General features: G+C 48.0%; 20 protein-coding genes and 1 riboswitch. All 20 genes read left to right on the top strand.

Annotated features, from left to right (window positions below; genetic code table 11):
- The first annotated feature begins 35 nt into the window (after positions 1-35).
- Positions 36-116: riboswitch (ZMP/ZTP riboswitch) on the top strand.
- Between the two features lie 98 nt (positions 117-214).
- The 20 genes from rpiB (at position 215) to atpD (ending at position 19503) form a co-directional block, all read left to right on the top strand.
- On the top strand, positions 215-673 hold the full coding sequence (gene rpiB, locus A7975_RS25190) for a ribose 5-phosphate isomerase B (protein ID WP_065386966.1): 459 nt from the start codon (positions 215-217) through the stop codon (positions 671-673).
- 16 nt (positions 674-689) lie between these two features.
- Entirely contained in the window at positions 690-1295 is a 606-nt protein-coding gene (locus A7975_RS25185; RefSeq protein WP_065386965.1) for a TIGR01440 family protein, read from the top strand.
- Between the two features lie 79 nt (positions 1296-1374).
- Entirely contained in the window at positions 1375-2622 is a 1248-nt protein-coding gene (locus A7975_RS25180; RefSeq protein WP_053373745.1) for a serine hydroxymethyltransferase, read from the top strand.
- A gap of 751 nt (positions 2623-3373) precedes the next feature.
- A complete protein-coding gene (locus A7975_RS25175; RefSeq protein WP_065386964.1) occupies positions 3374-5056 on the top strand; it encodes a peptide ABC transporter substrate-binding protein in 1683 nt (560 codons plus the stop codon).
- Positions 5057-5188: 132 nt separating this feature from the next.
- Positions 5189-6124, top strand: coding sequence for an ABC transporter permease (locus A7975_RS25170; protein WP_053373747.1), 936 nt, complete (start codon positions 5189-5191; stop codon positions 6122-6124).
- Entirely contained in the window at positions 6121-7044 is a 924-nt protein-coding gene (locus tag A7975_RS25165) for an ABC transporter permease (RefSeq protein WP_053373748.1), read from the top strand. The genes A7975_RS25170 and A7975_RS25165 overlap by 4 nt, the downstream gene beginning before the upstream one ends.
- 13 nt (positions 7045-7057) lie before the next feature.
- Positions 7058-8056 (top strand): ABC transporter ATP-binding protein, encoded by a 999-nt coding sequence (locus A7975_RS25160; RefSeq protein ID WP_053373749.1) that lies wholly within the window; start codon positions 7058-7060, stop codon positions 8054-8056.
- Positions 8053-9015: an ABC transporter ATP-binding protein gene (locus A7975_RS25155; protein ID WP_065386963.1), complete on the top strand. Its 963-nt coding sequence runs from the start codon at positions 8053-8055 to the stop codon at positions 9013-9015. Before A7975_RS25160 ends, A7975_RS25155 begins: the two co-directional genes overlap by 4 nt.
- Positions 9016-9437: 422 nt before the next feature.
- Positions 9438-10547: a glycine-rich domain-containing protein gene (locus A7975_RS25150; RefSeq protein WP_065386962.1), complete on the top strand. Its 1110-nt coding sequence runs from the start codon at positions 9438-9440 to the stop codon at positions 10545-10547.
- A 169-nt stretch (positions 10548-10716) separates the two neighbouring features.
- Positions 10717-11346, top strand: a complete 630-nt coding sequence (upp, locus tag A7975_RS25145) for a uracil phosphoribosyltransferase (RefSeq protein WP_053373752.1) — start codon at positions 10717-10719, stop codon at positions 11344-11346.
- Between the two features lie 38 nt (positions 11347-11384).
- Complete coding sequence (gene wecB, locus A7975_RS25140) at positions 11385-12533, top strand: non-hydrolyzing UDP-N-acetylglucosamine 2-epimerase (RefSeq protein ID WP_065386961.1); 1149 nt, start codon at positions 11385-11387, stop codon at positions 12531-12533.
- Positions 12534-12723: 190 nt separating this feature from the next.
- The gene (locus A7975_RS25135) at positions 12724-12957 is read left to right on the top strand and encodes an AtpZ/AtpI family protein (protein WP_053373754.1); all 234 of its coding nucleotides are present in this window, start codon (positions 12724-12726) and stop codon (positions 12955-12957) included.
- Positions 12950-13318 (top strand): ATP synthase subunit I, encoded by a 369-nt coding sequence (locus tag A7975_RS25130; RefSeq protein WP_053373755.1) that lies wholly within the window; start codon positions 12950-12952, stop codon positions 13316-13318. The genes A7975_RS25135 and A7975_RS25130 overlap by 8 nt, the downstream gene beginning before the upstream one ends.
- Positions 13319-13340: 22 nt before the next feature.
- Positions 13341-14099: a F0F1 ATP synthase subunit A gene (gene atpB, locus A7975_RS25125; protein WP_053373756.1), complete on the top strand. Its 759-nt coding sequence runs from the start codon at positions 13341-13343 to the stop codon at positions 14097-14099.
- Positions 14100-14183: 84 nt separating this feature from the next.
- Complete coding sequence (atpE, locus tag A7975_RS25120; protein WP_053373757.1) at positions 14184-14399, top strand: F0F1 ATP synthase subunit C; 216 nt, start codon at positions 14184-14186, stop codon at positions 14397-14399.
- Between the two features lie 84 nt (positions 14400-14483).
- Positions 14484-14966 (top strand): F0F1 ATP synthase subunit B, encoded by a 483-nt coding sequence (gene atpF, locus A7975_RS25115; RefSeq protein WP_053373758.1) that lies wholly within the window; start codon positions 14484-14486, stop codon positions 14964-14966.
- Positions 14963-15502: a F0F1 ATP synthase subunit delta gene (locus A7975_RS25110; RefSeq protein WP_053373759.1), complete on the top strand. Its 540-nt coding sequence runs from the start codon at positions 14963-14965 to the stop codon at positions 15500-15502. Before atpF ends, A7975_RS25110 begins: the two co-directional genes overlap by 4 nt.
- A gap of 25 nt (positions 15503-15527) precedes the next feature.
- Entirely contained in the window at positions 15528-17042 is a 1515-nt protein-coding gene (gene atpA / locus A7975_RS25105; RefSeq protein ID WP_053373760.1) for a F0F1 ATP synthase subunit alpha, read from the top strand.
- Between the two features lie 118 nt (positions 17043-17160).
- A complete protein-coding gene (atpG, locus tag A7975_RS25100; protein WP_053373761.1) occupies positions 17161-18021 on the top strand; it encodes an ATP synthase F1 subunit gamma in 861 nt (286 codons plus the stop codon).
- Between the two features lie 78 nt (positions 18022-18099).
- Complete coding sequence (gene atpD / locus A7975_RS25095; RefSeq protein ID WP_065386960.1) at positions 18100-19503, top strand: F0F1 ATP synthase subunit beta; 1404 nt, start codon at positions 18100-18102, stop codon at positions 19501-19503.
- Positions 19504-19525: the final 22 nt, after the last annotated feature.

Below are 19525 nucleotides of genomic sequence, written 5' to 3'. Positions count from 1 at the left end.
CACGAAGGTTCGGCTATTATAAAAGGACAATATACGGTTTCCGATGTAACTGGCGACGGAAGTGGGTAACCACGGTGGAGCATCGGAATATACGGCCGGTCGCCTGGGCAAAGAGCAGCATGCTATTCAGCATGTCTTGCTCTTTTTTCGTCTTTTTTTGCAAAAATAGGTATACTAGCACTGTGATGTATCATTTCGAAGGAGGTCTTTTGCGTTGAAAATTGCTATTGGTGCCGATCATGCAGGTTATCGTTTGAAGGACGAGGTCGTTCCTTTTCTTCAATCGCTCGGTCATGAAATTGAAGATGTTGGCTGCAGCTGCGACCAATCGGTTGATTATCCGGACTATGCATTGCCTGTATGCGACCTTGTTACGAGCGGCAAAGCAGAGCGCGGTATCTTGATTTGCGGGACAGGAATCGGAATGTCGATTGCTGCCAACAAAGTGCGGGGCATCCGCTGCGCGCTAGTAAATGATATGTTCTCGGCGAAAGCCACTCGCGAGCATAACGATACGAATGTATTGGCGCTTGGGGAGCGTGTTATCGGCCCTGGGGTTGCGCTGGAGATAGTTCGGATCTGGCTTGAAACGCCGTTCTCAAACGGCGAGCGCCATGTTGGCCGGGTTAATAAAGTCAAGCAAATTGAAGAGCAATATATTAGCCAGTCCTAATTAGGGGGCCATCGCAATGAGTGAAAACATCCAATTACAGCCAGGAGTCATTGCAGAGCAAGTAGAGACGATTGTTCGAGAGCTGGTGTCCGCTGGCGGAATCGGTATGAGTCAGTTGCTTGTCATTGGTGTAAGTACAAGTGAAGTGCTTGGGCATCGCATCGGTACAGCAGGGACAACGGAGACGGCTGAGCAGATCTATGCAGGCGTGGAAGCTGTCCGCAGGGAGATTGGCTTCATTCCGGTGTATCAATGCTGCGAGCATCTGAATCGCGCGCTCGTTATCGAGCAAGCTGCCGCTGAGCATTATGGATTAGACATTGTAGGTGCGGTACCTGTGCCAAAAGCAGGCGGGTCGATGGCGGCATACGCCTATCGTCAGCTCGAGTCACCTTGTTTAGTAGAAGCTGTGCAAGCGCACGCTGGCGTCGATATCGGAGATACGTTCATCGGCATGCATTTGAAGAGAGTGGCCGTACCGGTTCGTCCGACGATTCGCCGCATTGGCGAGGCGCATGTGACGATGGCCGTTACAAGGCCGAAGCTTATAGGCGGTTCCCGTGCGGTATATGAGCTGGAGACGAATATAACGGCTGAGCAAGCTGCTGGAACATGCGATTAGGTTACATTTTTGAGCCATAATGAGTTGATTTTTAACCATTTTAAAATACAGGCTATCTAACTTGAGGAGGAATACTGAAATGGAAAATTTACGCAAGCAAGATCCTGAGGTTCTAAAAGCGCTAGGCCTAGAGCTTGGCCGTCAACGTGACAATATCGAGCTTATCGCATCCGAGAACATCGTTAGCGAAGCGGTGCTCGAAGCAATGGGAAGCGTCCTGACTAACAAATATGCAGAAGGTTACCCGAGCAAGCGTTTCTACGGCGGCTGTGAGCATGTTGACATCGTTGAGGACATCGCTCGCAACCGTGCAAAAGAACTGTTTGGCGCTGAGCATGCGAATGTACAGCCACACTCCGGCGCACAAGCGAACATGGCTGTTTACCTAGCGGCTTTGCAGCCTGGCGACACGGTTCTTGGTATGAACCTGGCGCATGGCGGTCACTTGACGCACGGCAGCCCGGTTAACGCATCCGGCTTGCTTTACAATTTCGTTGCATACGGCGTGCAAGAGGATTCCTTCACAATCGATTACGAAGAAGTGCGCAAGCTAGCTTTCAAACACCGTCCGCGCATGCTCGTAGCTGGCGCAAGTGCTTACCCGCGCACCATCGATTTCGAAAAGCTTGGCCAAATTGCTAACGACGTAGGCGCATTGTTCATGGTAGATATGGCGCATATCGCTGGTTTGGTAGCAGCAGGCTTGCACCCGAGCCCAGTGCCGCATGCACATTTCGTAACGACAACAACTCACAAAACGCTTCGTGGTCCTCGCGGCGGTATGATTCTTTGCCGTAAGCCATGGGCAGCGGCAATCGATAAAGCGGTATTCCCAGGCTCGCAAGGCGGCCCGTTGATGCATATTATTGCTGCTAAAGCAGTTGCTTTTGGCGAAGCGCTTCAACCGGAATTTAAACAATACGCGACTCAAGTCGTAAAAAATGCAAAAGTTCTTTCCGAAGAGCTAGTTGCAAAAGGCTTCAACATCGTATCCGGCGGTACGGATAACCACTTGATGCTGCTCGACACGCGCAGCCTGAACATCACGGGCAAAGCAGCTGAGCATGTGCTTGATGAAGTAGGCATTACGGTAAACAAAAATGCAATTCCATTTGATCCAACTAGCCCATTCGTCACATCCGGTATCCGTATCGGCACACCGGCAGCTACGGCTCGCGGCATGGATGAGAAAGCAATGAAAGTGATTGCTGAGGTAATTGCACTTGTCCTTAACAGCCCGCAAGATGAAGAAGTGCTTGCCAAAGCCCGCGGATTGGTTCGTGATCTTACTGCGCAATACCCACTTTATCCAGGTATGACTTACTAATTTTATTCTCCTTTTTTAAAAGCAAGACCTATTTGGCATCCAGGTGCCGAATAGGTCTTTTTTTTGTCTTTGTCTTCTTACAGCTATTTGTCCAGTATAAAATGTTGGCACTGGAAGAAAGATAGTGAGGCTGATTCAACATAAGATTCGTCCTTTTTTTTAGTAAAATTATTGCATGAATTTGCTTTAAAATCGAGTTGATAATAGCGAGTGACAATTATGTGAAGTCATGAATTGTTAACAATTGCACAGGTTTTTGTAAGGCAATTGCAGTTAAAATCGTGAAAGAGCGAAAAATAAGCTCTTAAAATGGTAATTAAAAGGATAAGAACAATATTTTGTATTTCCATAAATTATCACTTTTTTATTGATAATTTATGTTGATTTGCTTCAAAGCGTTAAAGTAACAGAATATTAGACTGAATAAACGCTGTAAAGCATTAAAGCAACAAAATAATTAGCTGAATAAACGCGTCAAAGTGCTAAAGTATGTAGTATAAAAGTCATTTCATACATAAATTTACACCTGACATTTTGTTGATAAATAATTAACATGGATGTATAGTGAAAAATATTAGTAAACTATAATCTCTATGTTTGAAGGGGAAGGGTGCATAAACTGCAACTCAGGGGGATACATGCTTTTGCATCGTACAAGCTGTAAAGCAATGCAAACGTTTGTATGTAACGCGAGTGAGGTGGTCGATTCTGCCCACGATGAACACGGAAGAAAAAACACGGGAGGATTACAATGAGAACAAGAAAGTCTGCTTTATCCTTTATTGCTGCTTTACTCATTCTTGCTATTGTCGCAGTAGGTTGTACGCCGAAACAAGAGACAGGCAACAACGGTGCTACAAATGGAGAAACATCCGGTGCTACTAATGGCGGATCATCCGAAGGGAAAGTATTCAGAATGAACATTCACTCTGAGCCTTCAACTCTTGACCCGGCACTAATGGAAGACAACGTATCAGGTACACTTGCAACTGGTATTTACGAGGGTTTGACTCGTAAAAACGAGAATGGTGAATCCATTCCTGCAACTGCTGAAAGCTGGGAAAAATCAGAAGACGGCAAAACGTACACTTTCAAAATCCGTAAAGACGCAAAATGGAGTAACGGCGACCCTGTTACTGCAAATGACTACGAATTCTCTTGGAAACGTGCGCTTGATCCTGCTGTAGGTTCAACTTACGCTTACCAATTCTACTACATCGTTGGCGCACAAGATTATAACGAAGGCAAAACGACAAACACTGATGCTGTAGGCATCAAAGCGCTTGACGCTCAAACGCTTGAAGTTAAGCTCGTTTCACCTACTCCGTACTTCTTGAGCCTTACTTCTTTCTATGTTTACAACCCTGTTCACCAATCCGTGAAAGACAACGAAGCGTGGGCTGCTGATGCGAAAACAATCATCGGTAACGGTCCTTTCAAAATGAGCGAATGGCAGCACAATACGTCCATTAAGCTTGTTCCTAACGAAAACTACTACGATAAAGCCCAAGTGAAATTTGCTGGCGTTGACTTTACAATGATCGCCGAGTCTGCAACTGAGCTTGCTAACTATGAGACAGACAAACTTGATTACACTGGTAAACCAACTGGTGAAATTCCAGCTGAACAAATCCCGGTTCTAAAAGAATCGAAAAAAGACGAGATCGTTACAAAAGGTATCGCAAGCTCGTACTATTACCAATTCAACACAGAAGAAGTTCCTTTCAACAACGTGAAAGTTCGTAAAGCACTTGCAATGGCGATCGACCGTCAAGCAATTGTTGAGAGCGTAACAATGGCCGGCGAAGTTCCTTCGTTTGGTTTTGTACCACCAGGCATCATCGGTTTGAAAGAAGATTACCGTAACGAAGTGAAGGATGATTTCTTCACTGAGAATGTTGATGAAGCGAAAAAATTGCTTGCTGAAGGTCTAGCTGAGCTTAAGCTTGCTAAGTTCCCTAAAGTAACATTGACGTTCAACACAAGCGACGGCCACAAGAAAATTGCTGAAGCGATCGTTGAAATGTGGCGTCAAAACCTTGGTATCGAAGTTGGTATCGAGAACCAAGAGTTTGCCGTTCTTCTGAAAAACCGTACTGCAATGAACTACCAAATCGCTCGCGCAGGCTGGGGAGCTGACTACAACGATCCAATGACTTACTTGGATATGTTCGTAACTGGCGGCGGTCAAAACAACACTGGCTTTGCTTCTCCTGAATATGACGCTTTGATCAAAAAAGCGAATGCAAGCGGAGATCAAGCTGAACGTATTGCGGCTATGACTGAGGCAGAAAAAATTCTTATGGAATATATGCCGATCATGCCGATCTACTACTACAGCAACGTTTACATGCTTAAACCTGGATTCAAGAACATCTTCTTGGACTACAAAGGGGACATCGACTACACAAGAGGTTACTACCAAGCGAATTAGTCATCCTTCGAGCATCTGAAGGCAGGGATATATGCGGGATGACCGCATATATCCCTTTCTTATTGACTGATTTAGACTCTTGCACGCCAGCATTTCTTCTTGTTTATATTCTGTAAGGAGGTGTCCATTGCGTTGATAAAATATGTATCCAAGAAGTTTCTGTCCATGTTTGTTTCGTTGTTTGTACTTGCGTCGGCTACGTTCTTTCTTATGAAAATCATCCCGGGCGATCCCTTCATCAGGGAGAAGGCCATTCCTGAGAAAATAAGAGAGCACCTCTTGCAAATGTACGGCCTTGATCAGCCCGTATGGAAACAATATTTAATGTATTTGAACAATTTGCTTCATGGCGACTTAGGGATGTCAATGAAGCAGCAATATATGTCTGTAACTCGTATTATCAAAGAGAGCTTTATCTATTCTGCGCAAATCGGCCTTTTCGCCGTCATTGTGTCACTCGCTTTAGGCTTGATTCTAGGTATTATTGCCGCGCTTAATCATCGTAAATTTTTGGATAGCTTCACGATTGTTATTGCGGTGCTTGGGGTATCGATTCCCAACTTTTTGGCAGCTTCCATTTTACAATTCGTTCTAGGCAGCAAGCTGCGTTGGCTTAATGTATCGGGTCTTAACGATCCTACGGATTTCATTATGCCTGTGCTTGCGCTCTCGTTCCTTCCGGCTGCATTTATCGCGCGTCTGACGCGTTCGACGATGCTGGAAGTACTATCCGCTGACTACATTAAGACAGCTCGCGCCAAAGGTCTCAGCGGCCGCATTATCTTGGTTCGTCATGCTCTACGCAATGCTATTTTGCCAGTAGTAACTTATATCGGACCGATGACCGCTAACATTATTACCGGATCTGTCGTTGTCGAACAAATTTTTGGTATAGGTGGAATTGGGAAATATTTTGTACAAAGTATTACTAACCGCGACTATACGCTCATAATGGGGCTTACTTTATTTTATGGAATTATCCTGATGGTTGCGCGGTTCTTGACTGACGTTGCTTATGGCTTTGTCGATCCGCGTATCAAGCTGAGTAGAGGAGGCGGAAAAGGATGAAGGATAACACCTTTACGCCGGATCAATTCGCTAAGTTGAACAAAGACGAGAAGCAGACGGAAGTTGTCGTTCGCGAGAGCATCTCGGCATGGAAAGATGCTTGGCTGCGTCTGCGTTCCAACAAAATAGCGATGTTCAGCTTAGTTGTTCTGCTGCTCGTCTCCCTTACGGCGATTTTTGGCCCGATTATATCGGAGCAAGATTTTCAAACGAATCACTTGAAGGAAAAGAACCTCAGTCCTAACGGCACTTACTGGTTCGGTACAGATGATCTCGGGCGGGATCTCTTCACCCGTACTTGGATGGGGGCAGGAATTTCACTCCAGGTTGGTATCTATGCTGCGCTAGCCGACTTGGTTCTCGGTGTTATTATCGGCGGAATTATGGGTTATTTCGGCGGGCGTGTCGATGAGATATTGAACCGTTTTTGCGAAATTCTGTATTCCATTCCAAGCATGCTTATTATCATTCTGTTGATTGTCATTTTAGAGCCGAGCATGTTCACGATCGTGCTTGCGCTTAGTATAACCGGTTGGATCAGTATGGCTTGGATCGTGCGCGGCCAGATCATGCAGCTCAAAAACCAAGAGTACGTTATGGCTGCTCAAGCGCTCGGCGCAGGCACGGCACGTATTCTGTTCCGCCATCTCATTCCTAATGCGATGGGTCCGATTATCGTAACGTTGACGCTTACCGTTCCAAGCGCGATCTTCGCAGAGGCGTTCCTCAGCTTCTTGGGACTAGGCGTACAATCTCCGGCAGCTTCGCTCGGTACGATGATCAATGACGCTATTAAAGCCTGGACGCTGTACCCGTGGAGAATGATTTTCCCGGCGGCAGTTATCAGTATTACGATGCTTTGCTTTAATATTTTTGGCGATGGTCTGAGAGATGCGCTTGATCCGAAAATGAAGAAGTAGGAGGTGGACAAGGATGGAGAAGTTGCTTGAAGTAAAAAACCTTCGCGTTAATTTCAAAGTTCGCGGCGGTATCGTTAAAGCGGTTCGCGGCGTTAATTTTCATGTTAATAAAGGAGAAGCAGTAGCCATTGTTGGGGAGTCGGGTTGCGGCAAGAGCGTAACCGCTCAATCGCTTATGCGTTTGATTCCATCGCCTCCGGCGGAGACCAGCGGATCGATCATGTTTAAAGGCGAAGAAATATTGAATAAGTCCAATAAACAGATGGAAGACATTCGCGGCAAAGAGATGGGAATGATCTTTCAGGATCCAATGACCTCTCTTAATCCTACCTTGACGATTGGGCGACAAATTACGGAAGGCCTGATTAAGCATCAAGGTATCAGCGGCGCTAAGGCAACCGCACGGGCTGTTGAAATGCTTGATCTTGTAGGTATTCCAAACGCGGCTTCACGTGTGAACCAATATCCGCATCAGTTCTCGGGAGGCATGCGCCAACGTGCGATGATCGCTATTGCGCTCGCGTGCAATCCGTCTCTGTTGATTGCGGATGAGCCTACAACGGCGCTCGACGTAACGATTCAGGCGCAAATTATGCGCGTGATGAAGGATTTGCAGCAAAAGCTAGGCACTTCTATTATTCTTATTACGCATGATTTAGGCGTTGTAGCAGATATGTGTGACCGCGTTATCGTTATGTATGCCGGAAAAGTGGTAGAAACCGGAACCAAGTGGGAAATTTTCAAAAATCCAAAACATCCTTATACAAGAGGGCTGCTGCGTTCATTGCCGCGTCTCGATCAGAAGAAGGAAGAGCCGCTTGTGCCGATTTACGGCATGCCGCCGGATTTGATTAAACCGCCGACGGGCTGCAGCTTCTGCGCGCGTTGCGATGAGGCGATGCGGGTTTGCGTGGACAATGATCCTGAATTGCTCCCGGTAGACGGCAATGAATCCCATGCTTCGGCATGCTGGCTTGCGCATCCTTATGCAAATCGGGAGGTGTCGGTATGAGCGCACCGTTAATTGAGATCAATCATTTGCGCAAATTTTTTAATTTGGGCGGTGGAGCGACGCTCCAAGCCGTTAATGATATAACATTCTCCATTCAAAAAGGGGAAACCGTTGGTGTGGTTGGTGAATCCGGCTGCGGTAAATCGACGGCTGGACGCACGATTATGCGGCTGTACGAGCCGACTAGCGGAGGCGTTACTTTCGATGGGCAGGATATTTACAGTCTAAAGGGCGCGAAGCTTAAAGCGATGCGCAGAGACATGCAGATGATATTCCAAGACCCGTACGCTTCCTTGAATCCACGTATGACGGTTATGGATATTATCGGCGAAGCGCTCGATATTCATAACCTTGTAAGCAGCAAGAAGGAGCGGAAGCTTCGTGTGGAGCATTTGCTTGATGTCGTTGGTTTGAACCCGGATCATGCTACACGTTATCCGCATGAGTTCTCCGGCGGGCAGCGCCAGCGTATCGGTATCGCGCGCGCGCTTGCGGTTGATCCGCGCTTTATTATTGCGGATGAGCCGATCTCGGCGCTTGACGTATCGATTCAAGCGCAGGTTGTCAACCTGATGCAGGATTTGCAGCGCAAAATGGGACTCACCTATCTTTTCATCGCGCATGATTTGTCGATGGTTAAGCATATCAGCGACCGCGTAGCGGTTATGTACCTTGGCAAAATCGTAGAGCTTGCTGAGAGCAGCGAGCTCTACGATAAGCCGGCGCATCCGTATACGCGGGCGCTGCTATCGGCCATTCCGATTCCGGATCCAGAGGTGGAAGAAAGCCGTGAACGCATTGTATTGACGGGCGATTTGCCAAGTCCAATCAATCCGCCTACAGGCTGCCAATTCCATACGCGTTGTCCGATTGCGACAAACAAGTGCAAGGTGGACGAACCAGCTTTGCTTGAAGTGCGGAAGGGGCATTTTGCCGCTTGCCACTATGCGTCTGTGTAAGAAAATGAATGGAACATGATCGAGGAGCTGTCACAGGGGTTATATCCCTTGAAGGACAGCTCCTTCTTTTGTATTTGGCGAGCGGGAAATGTTAGCTTGGCGAAAATTAGGTATAGAAATTAGGTATAGAAGTTAGATTTGTCTCTCCTCGATATACCAGGTTGATAACCATTCGATTTATAAAGTTATTGTGGATTGTGCACAAAACTGTTGATAAGCTGTGGATGAGTGTGGATAACTAATGATTTATCTGTGCATATCTTTTTTGTTTTTGCTGAGTTGGCTGTATATAAGAATAAGTTGTGGATCATTTTATGTGCATATCCATCTTGTTATGATCTTCTAAAGATGATAAAACCCTCTCCCTCCTGGAAGCAGTTGTGTTAAAATATGGATACGACGAATTGGCTTAGGAGGATAAAATGACTCAATTAATAATATTTGTAATGATTGCGGTAATTCTGGTCGTTGTAGTTAGTTCAATTAATAATTCGAGGGGCTCTAGAAGAAACAGGCAGGCAAGCGGCAGGGGTTATGCCGGCAGGACGAATGTTTTTGCGCCTTGGCCGAACGCGGAGCCGCCGGCGGCGCTTGGCGTACCGCAGGGCCACCCCGCAAGATCTGCGGCAGAGCGTCTGGAGTCAGCGCTGGGCCTGGATTTTGAGAGCCGGGTAAAGGACCGGGTGTTAAAGGAATTTCCGAAAATAACGGATAAAGAGTGGAACTGGACTTGGTTTGAGCTGAAGCGTTATTTTCTAATGTGCGGCATTATGCGCAGCGTTCCGATGTATAGCAGCCAGGTTGACGCGGTGTGGCATGAGATGCTGATGTTCACTAGGGAGTATGAGCAGTTTTGCACCCGTTTCTGCGGCGAAATGATTCATCATGCGCCTCATGCGCCAGGTGCTTCGCCTCAACCAGGAGAACGAGCCTTGTTCGACTGGGTGTATGGCGAGCTGTTTGAGCAAGCGCCGGCAAGCGGCAGAGTTTGGGGGGCATTCTACCGAACCCAGATGCCGGAGCAAAAGCTAAAGGAGCTTGGGGAATTAAATCCTGAGGAGCTGCGCGTTCAATGGTTTAACGTTAAAGCGGCGGCCCGCTATGCGGACTTGCTTGCAAGCTCCAACTATTTAATCGAACGAGCTAAATTTCAGCTTGCGGCTGCTTCAAGCGGCAAGCCTCCATACGCGAGAGATGCCCGTCATTCTTCGAGCGGCTTAGGTTATGATTCTGTACTTGGCGCAACGGGATTGCTTTCTGGCATGCTTATTTATCATTCGTTATCGAGTCCAAGTGATTTTACCCAGCAGATGGACCAAGCCCAAAGCGAGGAACAGCGCAAAGCAAATGGCAGCGGTGACTCGACTTACGCATGCAGCGGCTCGTCTGATGATGGGCGGGACCATTCCGGCGGCAGCGGTGGGAGCGACGGAGGATCAGGCGGCGATTCATCCTGCGGCAGCGGCGGGGGAGACAGCGGTGGCGGAGGATCGTCCTGCGGCTCCTCCTGCGGCGGCGGTTGCAGCAGCTAATAGGTAACATTAGGAAATGACAGGCCGGAGGCTGGTTCATCCTTATAGGGATGCGCCAGTCTTTATTTACACAATCGTAAAAACTCGGGATGCAACGGATAGTTTACAGTGCTATAATATACGGGATTGTGTCAAGGCCTACAACAACAAACGGGAGGAATACCGCTCCATGAGCAAAGTAATTATTTGCGACCATCCGTTAATTCAGCATAAGCTGACTTTTATTCGGGATAAAGAGACGAATACAAAAGATTTTCGGGAATTGGTTGATGAAGTTGCTACATTAATGTCATACGAACTAACGAGAGAAATACCGCTTGATACGATCAAGGTGCAAACGCCTGTCGCTGAGACGGATTCAAAAGTAGTATCAGGAAGAATGCTTGGCCTTGTGCCGATTTTGCGTGCCGGACTTGGCATGGTAGACGGTATATTGAAGCTGATTCCATCCGCGAAGGTGGGACATATCGGCTTGGCGCGCGATCATGAGACGCTTCAGCCGAAGGAATATTATATTAACCTGCCGACTGATGCGCCGAATCGCTTGCTTATCGTTATTGATCCGATGCTGGCAACCGGCGGCTCGGCTATCGCTGCCATTTCTTCGCTGAAGAACCATAATTGTGACCAAATTAAATTAATGTGTCTGATAGCTGCTCCTGAGGGCGTAAAAGCCGTGCAGGAAGCGCATCCGGATGTTGATATTTATATCGCAGCCTTGGATGAGCGTCTGGACGAGAAGGGCTACATCGTGCCTGGTTTAGGCGACGCTGGAGACCGCATGTTCGGAACCAATTAACGCTATTTCGCATGAATTTATAATAGGAGTGGAAGCTTTTGTCTAAACTGAAGGTAATGACCATTTTCGGAACGCGTCCGGAGGCAGTCAAGATGGCACCGCTCGTGCTTGAGCTGCAGAAGCGCGAAGACGAAATCGAATCGATCGTGTGCGTAACGGCGCAGCATCGCCAGATGCTGGACCAGGTTCTCGACTTTTTTGAGATCCATCCGAACTACGATTTGAATGTCATGAAGGATCGTCAGACATTAACGGAGACGACAGTGCGCGTTCTAGAGGGGCTGGATCCCGTTCTGACGCAGGCGAAGCCTGATATTGTGCTTGTTCACGGCGATACGCAGACGACCTTCCTGGCGAGCTATGCAGCGTTCCTAAAGCAAATACAAGTCGGTCACGTCGAGGCGGGGCTTCGTACTTGGAACAAGCTATCTCCGTATCCGGAGGAAATGAATCGGCAGCTTGCCGGCGTGCTCTCTGATGTTCACTTTGCACCGACAGAATGGTCGGCCGGCAATTTGCGCAAAGAGAATAAGTCGGATGCTGCCATTTATGTGACTGGGAACACCGCTACTGACGTATTTCAATATACGGTGGACGAGTCCTTCTCGCATCCGGTCATTGACTGGGCGAAAGGAAAACGGATGATTCTGATGACGGCGCATCGCAGGGAAGCGCTTGGCGAGCCGCATCGGAATATTTTCCGCGCTGTCAAACGGATCGCTGACGAGCATGAGGATGTCGTTGTCGTTTATGCGGTTCATCCAAATCCAGCAGTCAGAGAGCCTGCGAATGAAATTTTGGGCGACCACCCGCGGATTCGCTTGATTGATCCGCTTGATGTGTTCGAGTTCCACAATTTCTATCCGCATGCTCATATGATTATGACGGATTCAGGCGGCTTGCAGGAGGAGGCTCCATCATTCGGCGTGCCGACGCTGGTGCTTCGCGATACAACCGAGCGCCCTGAGGGCATCGAGGCAGGAACGCTTGAGCTGGTGGGCACGGACGAGGAGCTCGTATACAGCCGCGCGCGTGCGCTTTTAACTGATTCGCAGCTGTACGCTCGCATGAGCCAAGCCGCAAATCCTTACGGCGATGGCCGGGCATCCGAGCGTATTGTAGACGCGATTTTGCATCATTTTGGCAGGCTGAAGGAGCGTCCGGATTCGTTCACACAACGTTCATAGATTGACCAGCGGCGATAGCCTGATAGGCGAATGTACAGCATACAGTAGTACTGTACGGTTTTCGGGGGTCGCAATACCTTATGTATCAAGGGTTTTGGGGCATCTTTTCACTAAATGTTTGCAGTTAATTCAATTGACAAACGTGTCGCCGCTTGGATAAAATAAATGAGGATTGACAGGGGTATGATCCATGAATAAAAAGGGCAGAAGGGACAATCCGCTGTTTGCAGCCGGCCTAGTCGGCGCACTCGGAGTGCAAGTCGCTGCATGTATCTTTTTAGGCTATTGGATCGGCTCGTCCCTCGGGAACCGTTTTGGTGACGTGAAGGGATGGTCGCTCGGTGGCATACTGGTCGGTCTGGCTGTCGGTCTACTCTCAGCCATTCTGCTTGTTAAGAAGGTTATGGAGGAACCCGATGGATAACATTATGAAGACAGCCTTACGTACGCTTGTTTATGCAATGGCGGTATGCCTAATTGTATGGGCTTTCCTTCCGGAATGGCGTACTGTGTCTCTCGGCCTTCTAGTTGGATTGGCAGCAGGTTCCATGAATGCGTTTTTACTGAGACGCCGAGTGGAAATGGTCACCCTAGGAGCAGCGGGGGTAGGACCGCGTAAGAGAGGTCTAGGTCTTGGAAACCGCATCGCGACCGTGCTGCTGGTAGCCATGATCGCCTATCGTTTTCCGGAGGATCTCAGCATGCCGGCCGCTTTAGCTGGCTGCATGGTCATGCCGTTTGTTCTTTTGGTAACAGCTTTTATCCACAATAAACGACAATCTTAGCGGAAAGGGGTGAAAATTTTAGATGCATGAATTTCCGGTGATGCCACTGGGGCCGTTTAATATTGATATTTCGACCTTAGTAGCAATTGTGGTTTCAGTCATTGTGACGTTTCTGATCGCTAAGCTGGCTGTTCGCAACCTTTCGGTGGACAACCCTTCGAAGATGCAGAACTTTTTGGAATGGGTCGTTGATTTCGTACACAACTTCATTTCCAGCACAATGCCGGCAAACCGAGTCAGACCCTTCATCTCTTTAGGGATGACGCTCATTATGTTCATCTTCGTCTCCAACTTGTTGGGATTGCCATTTGGTATTGTTACCGAAGCGACTAGCGTAAACGAGAATATCGGTGTTACGCACGAGTTGTTGGAAGAGAAGCATGGACATGTTGAACTTGCGTGGTGGAAATCTCCGACTGCCGATCTTTCGGTAACAGCCGGTCTTGCGCTTATCGTATTCGTAATCGTCCATTTCCTTGGTCTGAAGCAGAATAGAAAGCACTACCTGAAACATTATTTCCATCCGTTTCCAATTTTCTTCCCTGTTAACATTATTGAGACAATCTCGAAGCCGGTTACGCTTGCGCTCCGGTTGTTCGCCAACATCTTTGCAGGTGAGGTGCTTATTGCAACGATCCTGATGCTTGGCTGGTATGGTACGCCGTTCCTAGTCGCATGGCAGGGCTTCAGTCTTTTTGTCGGCGGTATTCAAGCTTTCTTGTTCACGATTCTAACGATGGTATATATTTCGCAAGCTGCCATCCACGATGAGGAACATTAATTTACGCTTTATGCCTCGGTTTATTTAAGAAATACCGCGGTTGGTTATACAAAAAAACAACAATTTTCGAGGAGGATTTTAAAAATGGAATTATTAGCAGCAGCTTTGGCAGTAGGTTTGGGTGCAGTTGGCGCAGGCGTAGGTAACGGTATGATCGTTAGTAAAACAGTTGAAGGTATCGCTCGTCAGCCTGAGCTTCAAGGCAAGCTTCAAACAACAATGTTTATCGGTGTAGGTATCGTCGAAGTTGTGCCTATCATCGGCGTAGTTATCGGTTTCTTGGCTTTCTTCCAAGCTTAATAACTGCAACTGGCGGGGAAGGCCTAGCCCTCTTCGCCTTCGTTATGATTAAGACAATATTGTGGTGAGAAAGGAGTGGCATCTATGGCATGGCATTGGGAATCGACAGTAATCGCGATGATCGCGTTTGGTGTGCTGTACTGGCTGTTGAGCAAGTATGCGTTTGGTCCATTGTTTGAAGTAATGGAGAAGCGCAGACAGCTTGTGCTTGAACAAATGAATACAGCAGAAAGCAGTCGTAAAGCAGCCGAGCAGCAAATGGAAGAGCAAAAGGCTGCACTCCAGCAAGCTCGCAAGGAAGCTTACGAAATTATCGAGCAATCGAGAACTACGAGCTCTAAGCAAGCGGAAGAGATCGTTCAAACTGCAAAATCGGAAGCATCCCGTCTGAAAGACGATGCTCTCAAAGATATCGAAAGCGAGAAAAACAAAGCAATTGCAGCGCTTCGTACAGAAGTTGGCGGCATTTCCGTGAAAATCGCGTCGAAAATTATCGAGAAGCAAGTGGATGAAAAATCGCAAGAGCAGCTGGTTGGTCAATATTTGAAAGAAGTTGGAAATAAATGAGCCGCGATGCAGTCGTAGCGAAGCGCTACGCTAAAGCACTGTTCGAGGTTGCTGAGAAGCAGCAGGTTGTTTCAGAGGTAGAAGAGCAGCTTAAGCTGATCGTGCAAGCTCTTGAGCAGGACGCTGACGTTCAAAAGTTTCTATCACTTCCAAGCATTGATCCAGAAAGCAAAATTGCGGTTCTAAAAGCAGCATTCGGCGATCGTGTATCTGCGCTCGTTTTCAATACTGTACAAATTCTAATCACTCGTCGCCGCCAGGATGTTATTGCTGATGTATATGCAGCATACACCAAGGTTGCGGGAGATTCGCTTGGTCAAGCGCATGCGACGGTTTACTCCGCCAAAGCTTTGTCTGATGACGAGCTTGCCGGTGTAGCGGCGCAGTTCGGACAATTGACCGGCAAAACTATTATTGCACAGCAAGTGGTAGAGCCTGCTTTGCTCGGCGGCGTACAAGTGCGCATCGGTGACCGTCTATACGATGGCAGCCTGTCCGGCAAGCTGGAACGTTTACAAAAATCGTTTAAAATCTAATGCACTGTAGATAGGGGTGAACGAATTGAGTATCAGACCTGATGAAATCAGCACGCTGATTAAACAACAGATCGAACAATATAAATCCGAAATTCAAGTCGTAGACGTCGGCACCGTAATCAATGTCGGTGACGGTATCGCCCGCGTACACGGCTTGGAAAATGCGATGCAGGGCGAACTGCTCGAATTCTCCAACGGTGTTGTCGGTATGGCTTTGAACTTGGAAGAAAGCAATGTCGGTGTCGTTATTCTTGGACAATACACGGATATCCGTGAAGGCGATCAAGTTAAACGTACAGGCCGTATCATGGAAGTACCTGTCGGCGAAGAGCTTCTTGGCCGCGTAGTAAACCCGCTTGGTCAGCCGCTTGACGGCAAAGGACCAATCAATACCACTCAATTCCGTGCGATTGAATCTCCAGCGCCGGGCGTTATCGACCGTAAATCGGTTCATGAGCCCATGCAAACGGGAATTAAAGCAATCGACGCGATGGTACCAGTAGGCCGCGGACAACGTGAGCTTATCATCGGTGACCGTCAAACGGGTAAAACAGCGATTGCTATCGATGCAATCATCAACCAAAAAGGCAACGGCGTAAAATGTATCTATGTTGCCGTTGGTCAAAAACAATCCACTGTTGCTAACGTAGTTGAAACTCTTCGTCGCCACGGCGCGCTTGAGTACACAATCATCGTTACTGCAGGTGCTTCTGAGCCAGCTCCACTTCTCTTCCTAGCTCCTTATGCGGGCTGTACGATGGGTGAGTACTTCATGTACAAAGGCGAGCACGTTCTCGTTATTTATGATGATCTATCGAAACAAGCGGCAGCTTATCGTGAGCTTTCACTCTTGCTTCGCCGTCCACCGGGTCGTGAGGCTTACCCAGGTGACGTATTCTATCTTCACTCCCGTTTGCTTGAGCGCGCTGCAAAACTTAGCGACGCAAGAGGCGGCGGTTCAATGACGGCATTGCCATTCATTGAGACGCAAGCATCCGACGTATCGGCATACATTCCTACGAATGTTATCTCGATCACTGACGGTCAAATCTTCCTTGAAGCAGATCTATTCTATTCGGGTCAACGTCCAGCGGTTAACGTTGGTATCTCTGTATCCCGTGTAGGTGGTTCCGCACAAATTAAAGCGATGAAGAAGGTAGCTGGTACGCTTCGTCTTGACCTTGCGGCTTACCGCGAGCTTCAAGCGTTCTCGCAATTCGGATCCGACCTTGACAAATCGACGCTTGCCCGCCTTAACCGCGGTGCTCGTACGATGGAAATTCTTAAACAAGACGTTAACAAGCCGATGCCGGTTGAGAAGCAAGTTATCTCGATCTACTCCGCTGTTAAAGGTCACTTGGATGAGATTCCGGTTGGCGACATCCTTCGTTTCGAGAAAGAGTTCCACGCGTATTTGGATTCGAACAGCCCAGAAATCGGTCAATCGATTCGCGATACAAAAGACATCGTTGCTGACAACGAGAAAGCTCTCGTTGACGCTATCAATAAATTCAAGAAGAGCTTCGCTGTAACGGCATAAATCTCTTCATCTTTCAATAAAGGTCTTCGCCCGTTCATGTTGTCCGGGCTTAGACCGCTTACTCCACCAACACCAGGCTTTGGAGCAGCTCCAAAGCAACAAAGGCGGGTGAAACCAAATGGCAAAAGGTATGCGCGATATTAAACGCGAAATCAAGAGCAAACAAAATACGAAGCAGATTACGAAAGCGATGGAGATGGTTGCCGCTTCCCGCCTAAGAAAAGCACAGGAAGCCGCGCAAGCAGCACGTCCATATGCTGAGAAGCTGAAGGAAGTTGTGGCAAGCATCGCAGCCGGCACCAAGGATGTGAAGCATCCGATGCTGGAAACGCGTCCGGTAAAGAAAACGGGTTATCTCGTTATTACTTCCGATCGTGGTCTTGCAGGCGGCTACAATGCGAATATTCTTCGTAAAGTAACGCAAACCATTCGTGAAAAGCATAAGTCGACAGATGAATACGTGCTATTCGTTATCGGCCGTAAGGGCCGCGATTATTTCCGCCGCCGCAACATGCCAATCGTAGAGGAAGTGACTGGCTTGCCAGATGCTCCTTCTTTCGCTGACATCAAATCGGTCGCTTATTCCGCGGTTAAGAATTTCTCGGAAGGCGCTTATGACGAGCTTTACTTGTACTATAACGAATTCGTTAACGCGATTACGCAAATACCGACAGATGTACGTTTGCTGCCGCTTGAAGAAGTGGGCGGAAACACAGCTGTCACCTCGTATGAATACGAGCCGTCTCCAGAGGGCGTACTTGAAGTGCTGCTGCCTAAATATGCCGAAACGCTTATCTACAGCGCAGTTCTTGACGGTAAAGCAAGTGAGTTCGGCGCTCGTATGACTGCCATGGGAAGCGCAACGAAAAATGCAACGAAGATCATCAACCAATTGACGCTCACTTACAACAGAGCGCGTCAAGCAGCGATTACGCAGGAAATTTCTGAGATCGTTGCAGGGGCAAATGCTCAATCGTAATCGATACACTGCAAGAGCTAGGCGCTTGTGATAAGTGAACCGGCTTGCGGTAACAAGAAGGAACCAGGAGGGAAAACCATGAAAAAAGGACACGTAGTATCCGTCATGGGTCCGGTCGTAGACTTAGAGTTCGAACGCGGCAATTTGCCGGAAATTTTGAACGCTGTCAAAATCGAGCAAAAGGGCGAAGCAGGCGGCATTGATATTAACTTGACGCTTGAAGTAGCTGTTCACCTCGGTGACAATAAGGTACGTGCCGTAGCTATGAGTACAACAGACGGTCTTGTACGCGGTATGATCGCTGTTGATACAGGCGCACCAATTACTATTCCGGTTGGCGCTCCAACACTTGGCCGTGTATTCAACGTACTTGGTGAGCCAATTGACGAAGCTGGCGTTGTTACATCGCCAATCAACCTTCCAATTCACCGCGAAGCACCTGCTTTCGACCAATTGTCCACGCAAGCGGAAATTCTTGAAACAGGCATTAAAGTAATCGACCTTCTCGCTCCATACGCAAAAGGCGGTAAAATCGGCCTCTTCGGCGGCGCGGGCGTAGGTAAAACGGTTACGATTCAAGAGCTTATCAACAACATCGCACAAGAGCACGGCGGTATCTCCGTATTCGCGGGTGTTGGTGAGCGTACTCGTGAAGGTAATGACCTTTACCACGAGATGAAAGACTCCGGCGTACTTAGCAAAACAGCGATGGTATTCGGACAAATGAATGAGCCGCCAGGCGCACGTCAACGCGTTGCTTTGACTGGTCTGACAATGGCTGAATATTTCCGTGACGAAGAAGGCAAAGACGTACTATTGTTCGTCGATAACATCTTCCGTTTCACGCAAGCAGGCTCCGAGGTTTCGGCCCTTCTAGGCCGTATGCCTTCCGCGGTAGGTTACCAGCCAACGCTGGCAACTGAAATGGGTCAATTGCAAGAGCGTATCACGTCTACGAAAAAAGGTTCGGTTACTTCGATCCAAGCGATCTACGTACCTGCCGATGACTATACGGATCCGGCTCCAGCAACGACATTTGCCCACTTGGATGCAACGACGAACCTTGAGCGTAAAATCTCCGAAATGGGTATTTTCCCAGCGGTTGATCCACTCGCTTCGTCTTCCCGTATCCTTAGCCCATCTGTTTTGGGTGAAGAGCACTACAACGTGGCTCAAGGCGTTAAGAAAATTCTTCAACGCTACAAAGAGCTTCAAGATATTATCGCAATCCTTGGTATGGACGAGCTAAGCGAAGAAGATAAATTGACCGTGTCTCGCGCACGTAAAATTCAACTCTTCCTATCTCAACCGTTCCACGTTGCTGAGCCGTTCACAGGTATCAAAGGTAAATATGTACCTGTTAAAGAATCCGTTCGCAGCTTTAAAGAAATTCTCGAGGGCAAACATGACGACCTTCCGGAAGAATCTTTCCGATACGTTGGTGTGATTGAAGAAGCCGTGGAGAAAGCCAAAACGCTTTAATAGCGAAAGGCGGGAGGAATCC

Source organism: Bacillus sp. FJAT-26390, assembly GCF_001682865.1.
Classification (GTDB): Bacteria; Bacillota; Bacilli; order Paenibacillales; family Paenibacillaceae; genus Pristimantibacillus.
This window is presented reverse-complemented; position numbering and strand designations above follow the sequence as displayed.

Bases quoted from the DNA above. Each gene is read 5' to 3' on its own strand.
- A7975_RS25185 (WP_065386965.1), top strand. From the start codon at position 690: ATGAGTGAAAACATCCAATTACAGCCAGGAGTCATTGCAGAGCAAGTA.
- A7975_RS25180 (WP_053373745.1), top strand. From the start codon at position 1,375: ATGGAAAATTTACGCAAGCAAGATCCTGAGGTTCTAAAAGCGCTAGGC.
- A7975_RS25175 (WP_065386964.1), top strand. From the start codon at position 3,374: ATGAGAACAAGAAAGTCTGCTTTATCCTTTATTGCTGCTTTACTCATT.
- A7975_RS25165 (WP_053373748.1), top strand. From the start codon at position 6,121: ATGAAGGATAACACCTTTACGCCGGATCAATTCGCTAAGTTGAACAAA.
- A7975_RS25160 (WP_053373749.1), top strand. From the start codon at position 7,058: ATGGAGAAGTTGCTTGAAGTAAAAAACCTTCGCGTTAATTTCAAAGTT.
- A7975_RS25155 (WP_065386963.1), top strand. From the start codon at position 8,053: ATGAGCGCACCGTTAATTGAGATCAATCATTTGCGCAAATTTTTTAAT.
- A7975_RS25150 (WP_065386962.1), top strand. From the start codon at position 9,438: ATGACTCAATTAATAATATTTGTAATGATTGCGGTAATTCTGGTCGTT.
- upp (WP_053373752.1), top strand. From the start codon at position 10,717: ATGAGCAAAGTAATTATTTGCGACCATCCGTTAATTCAGCATAAGCTG.
- A7975_RS25135 (WP_053373754.1), top strand. From the start codon at position 12,724: ATGAATAAAAAGGGCAGAAGGGACAATCCGCTGTTTGCAGCCGGCCTA.
- A7975_RS25130 (WP_053373755.1), top strand. From the start codon at position 12,950: ATGGATAACATTATGAAGACAGCCTTACGTACGCTTGTTTATGCAATG.
- atpB (WP_053373756.1), top strand. From the start codon at position 13,341: ATGCATGAATTTCCGGTGATGCCACTGGGGCCGTTTAATATTGATATT.
- atpE (WP_053373757.1), top strand. From the start codon at position 14,184: ATGGAATTATTAGCAGCAGCTTTGGCAGTAGGTTTGGGTGCAGTTGGC.
- atpF (WP_053373758.1), top strand. From the start codon at position 14,484: ATGGCATGGCATTGGGAATCGACAGTAATCGCGATGATCGCGTTTGGT.
- A7975_RS25110 (WP_053373759.1), top strand. From the start codon at position 14,963: ATGAGCCGCGATGCAGTCGTAGCGAAGCGCTACGCTAAAGCACTGTTC.
- atpG (WP_053373761.1), top strand. From the start codon at position 17,161: ATGGCAAAAGGTATGCGCGATATTAAACGCGAAATCAAGAGCAAACAA.
- atpD (WP_065386960.1), top strand. From the start codon at position 18,100: ATGAAAAAAGGACACGTAGTATCCGTCATGGGTCCGGTCGTAGACTTA.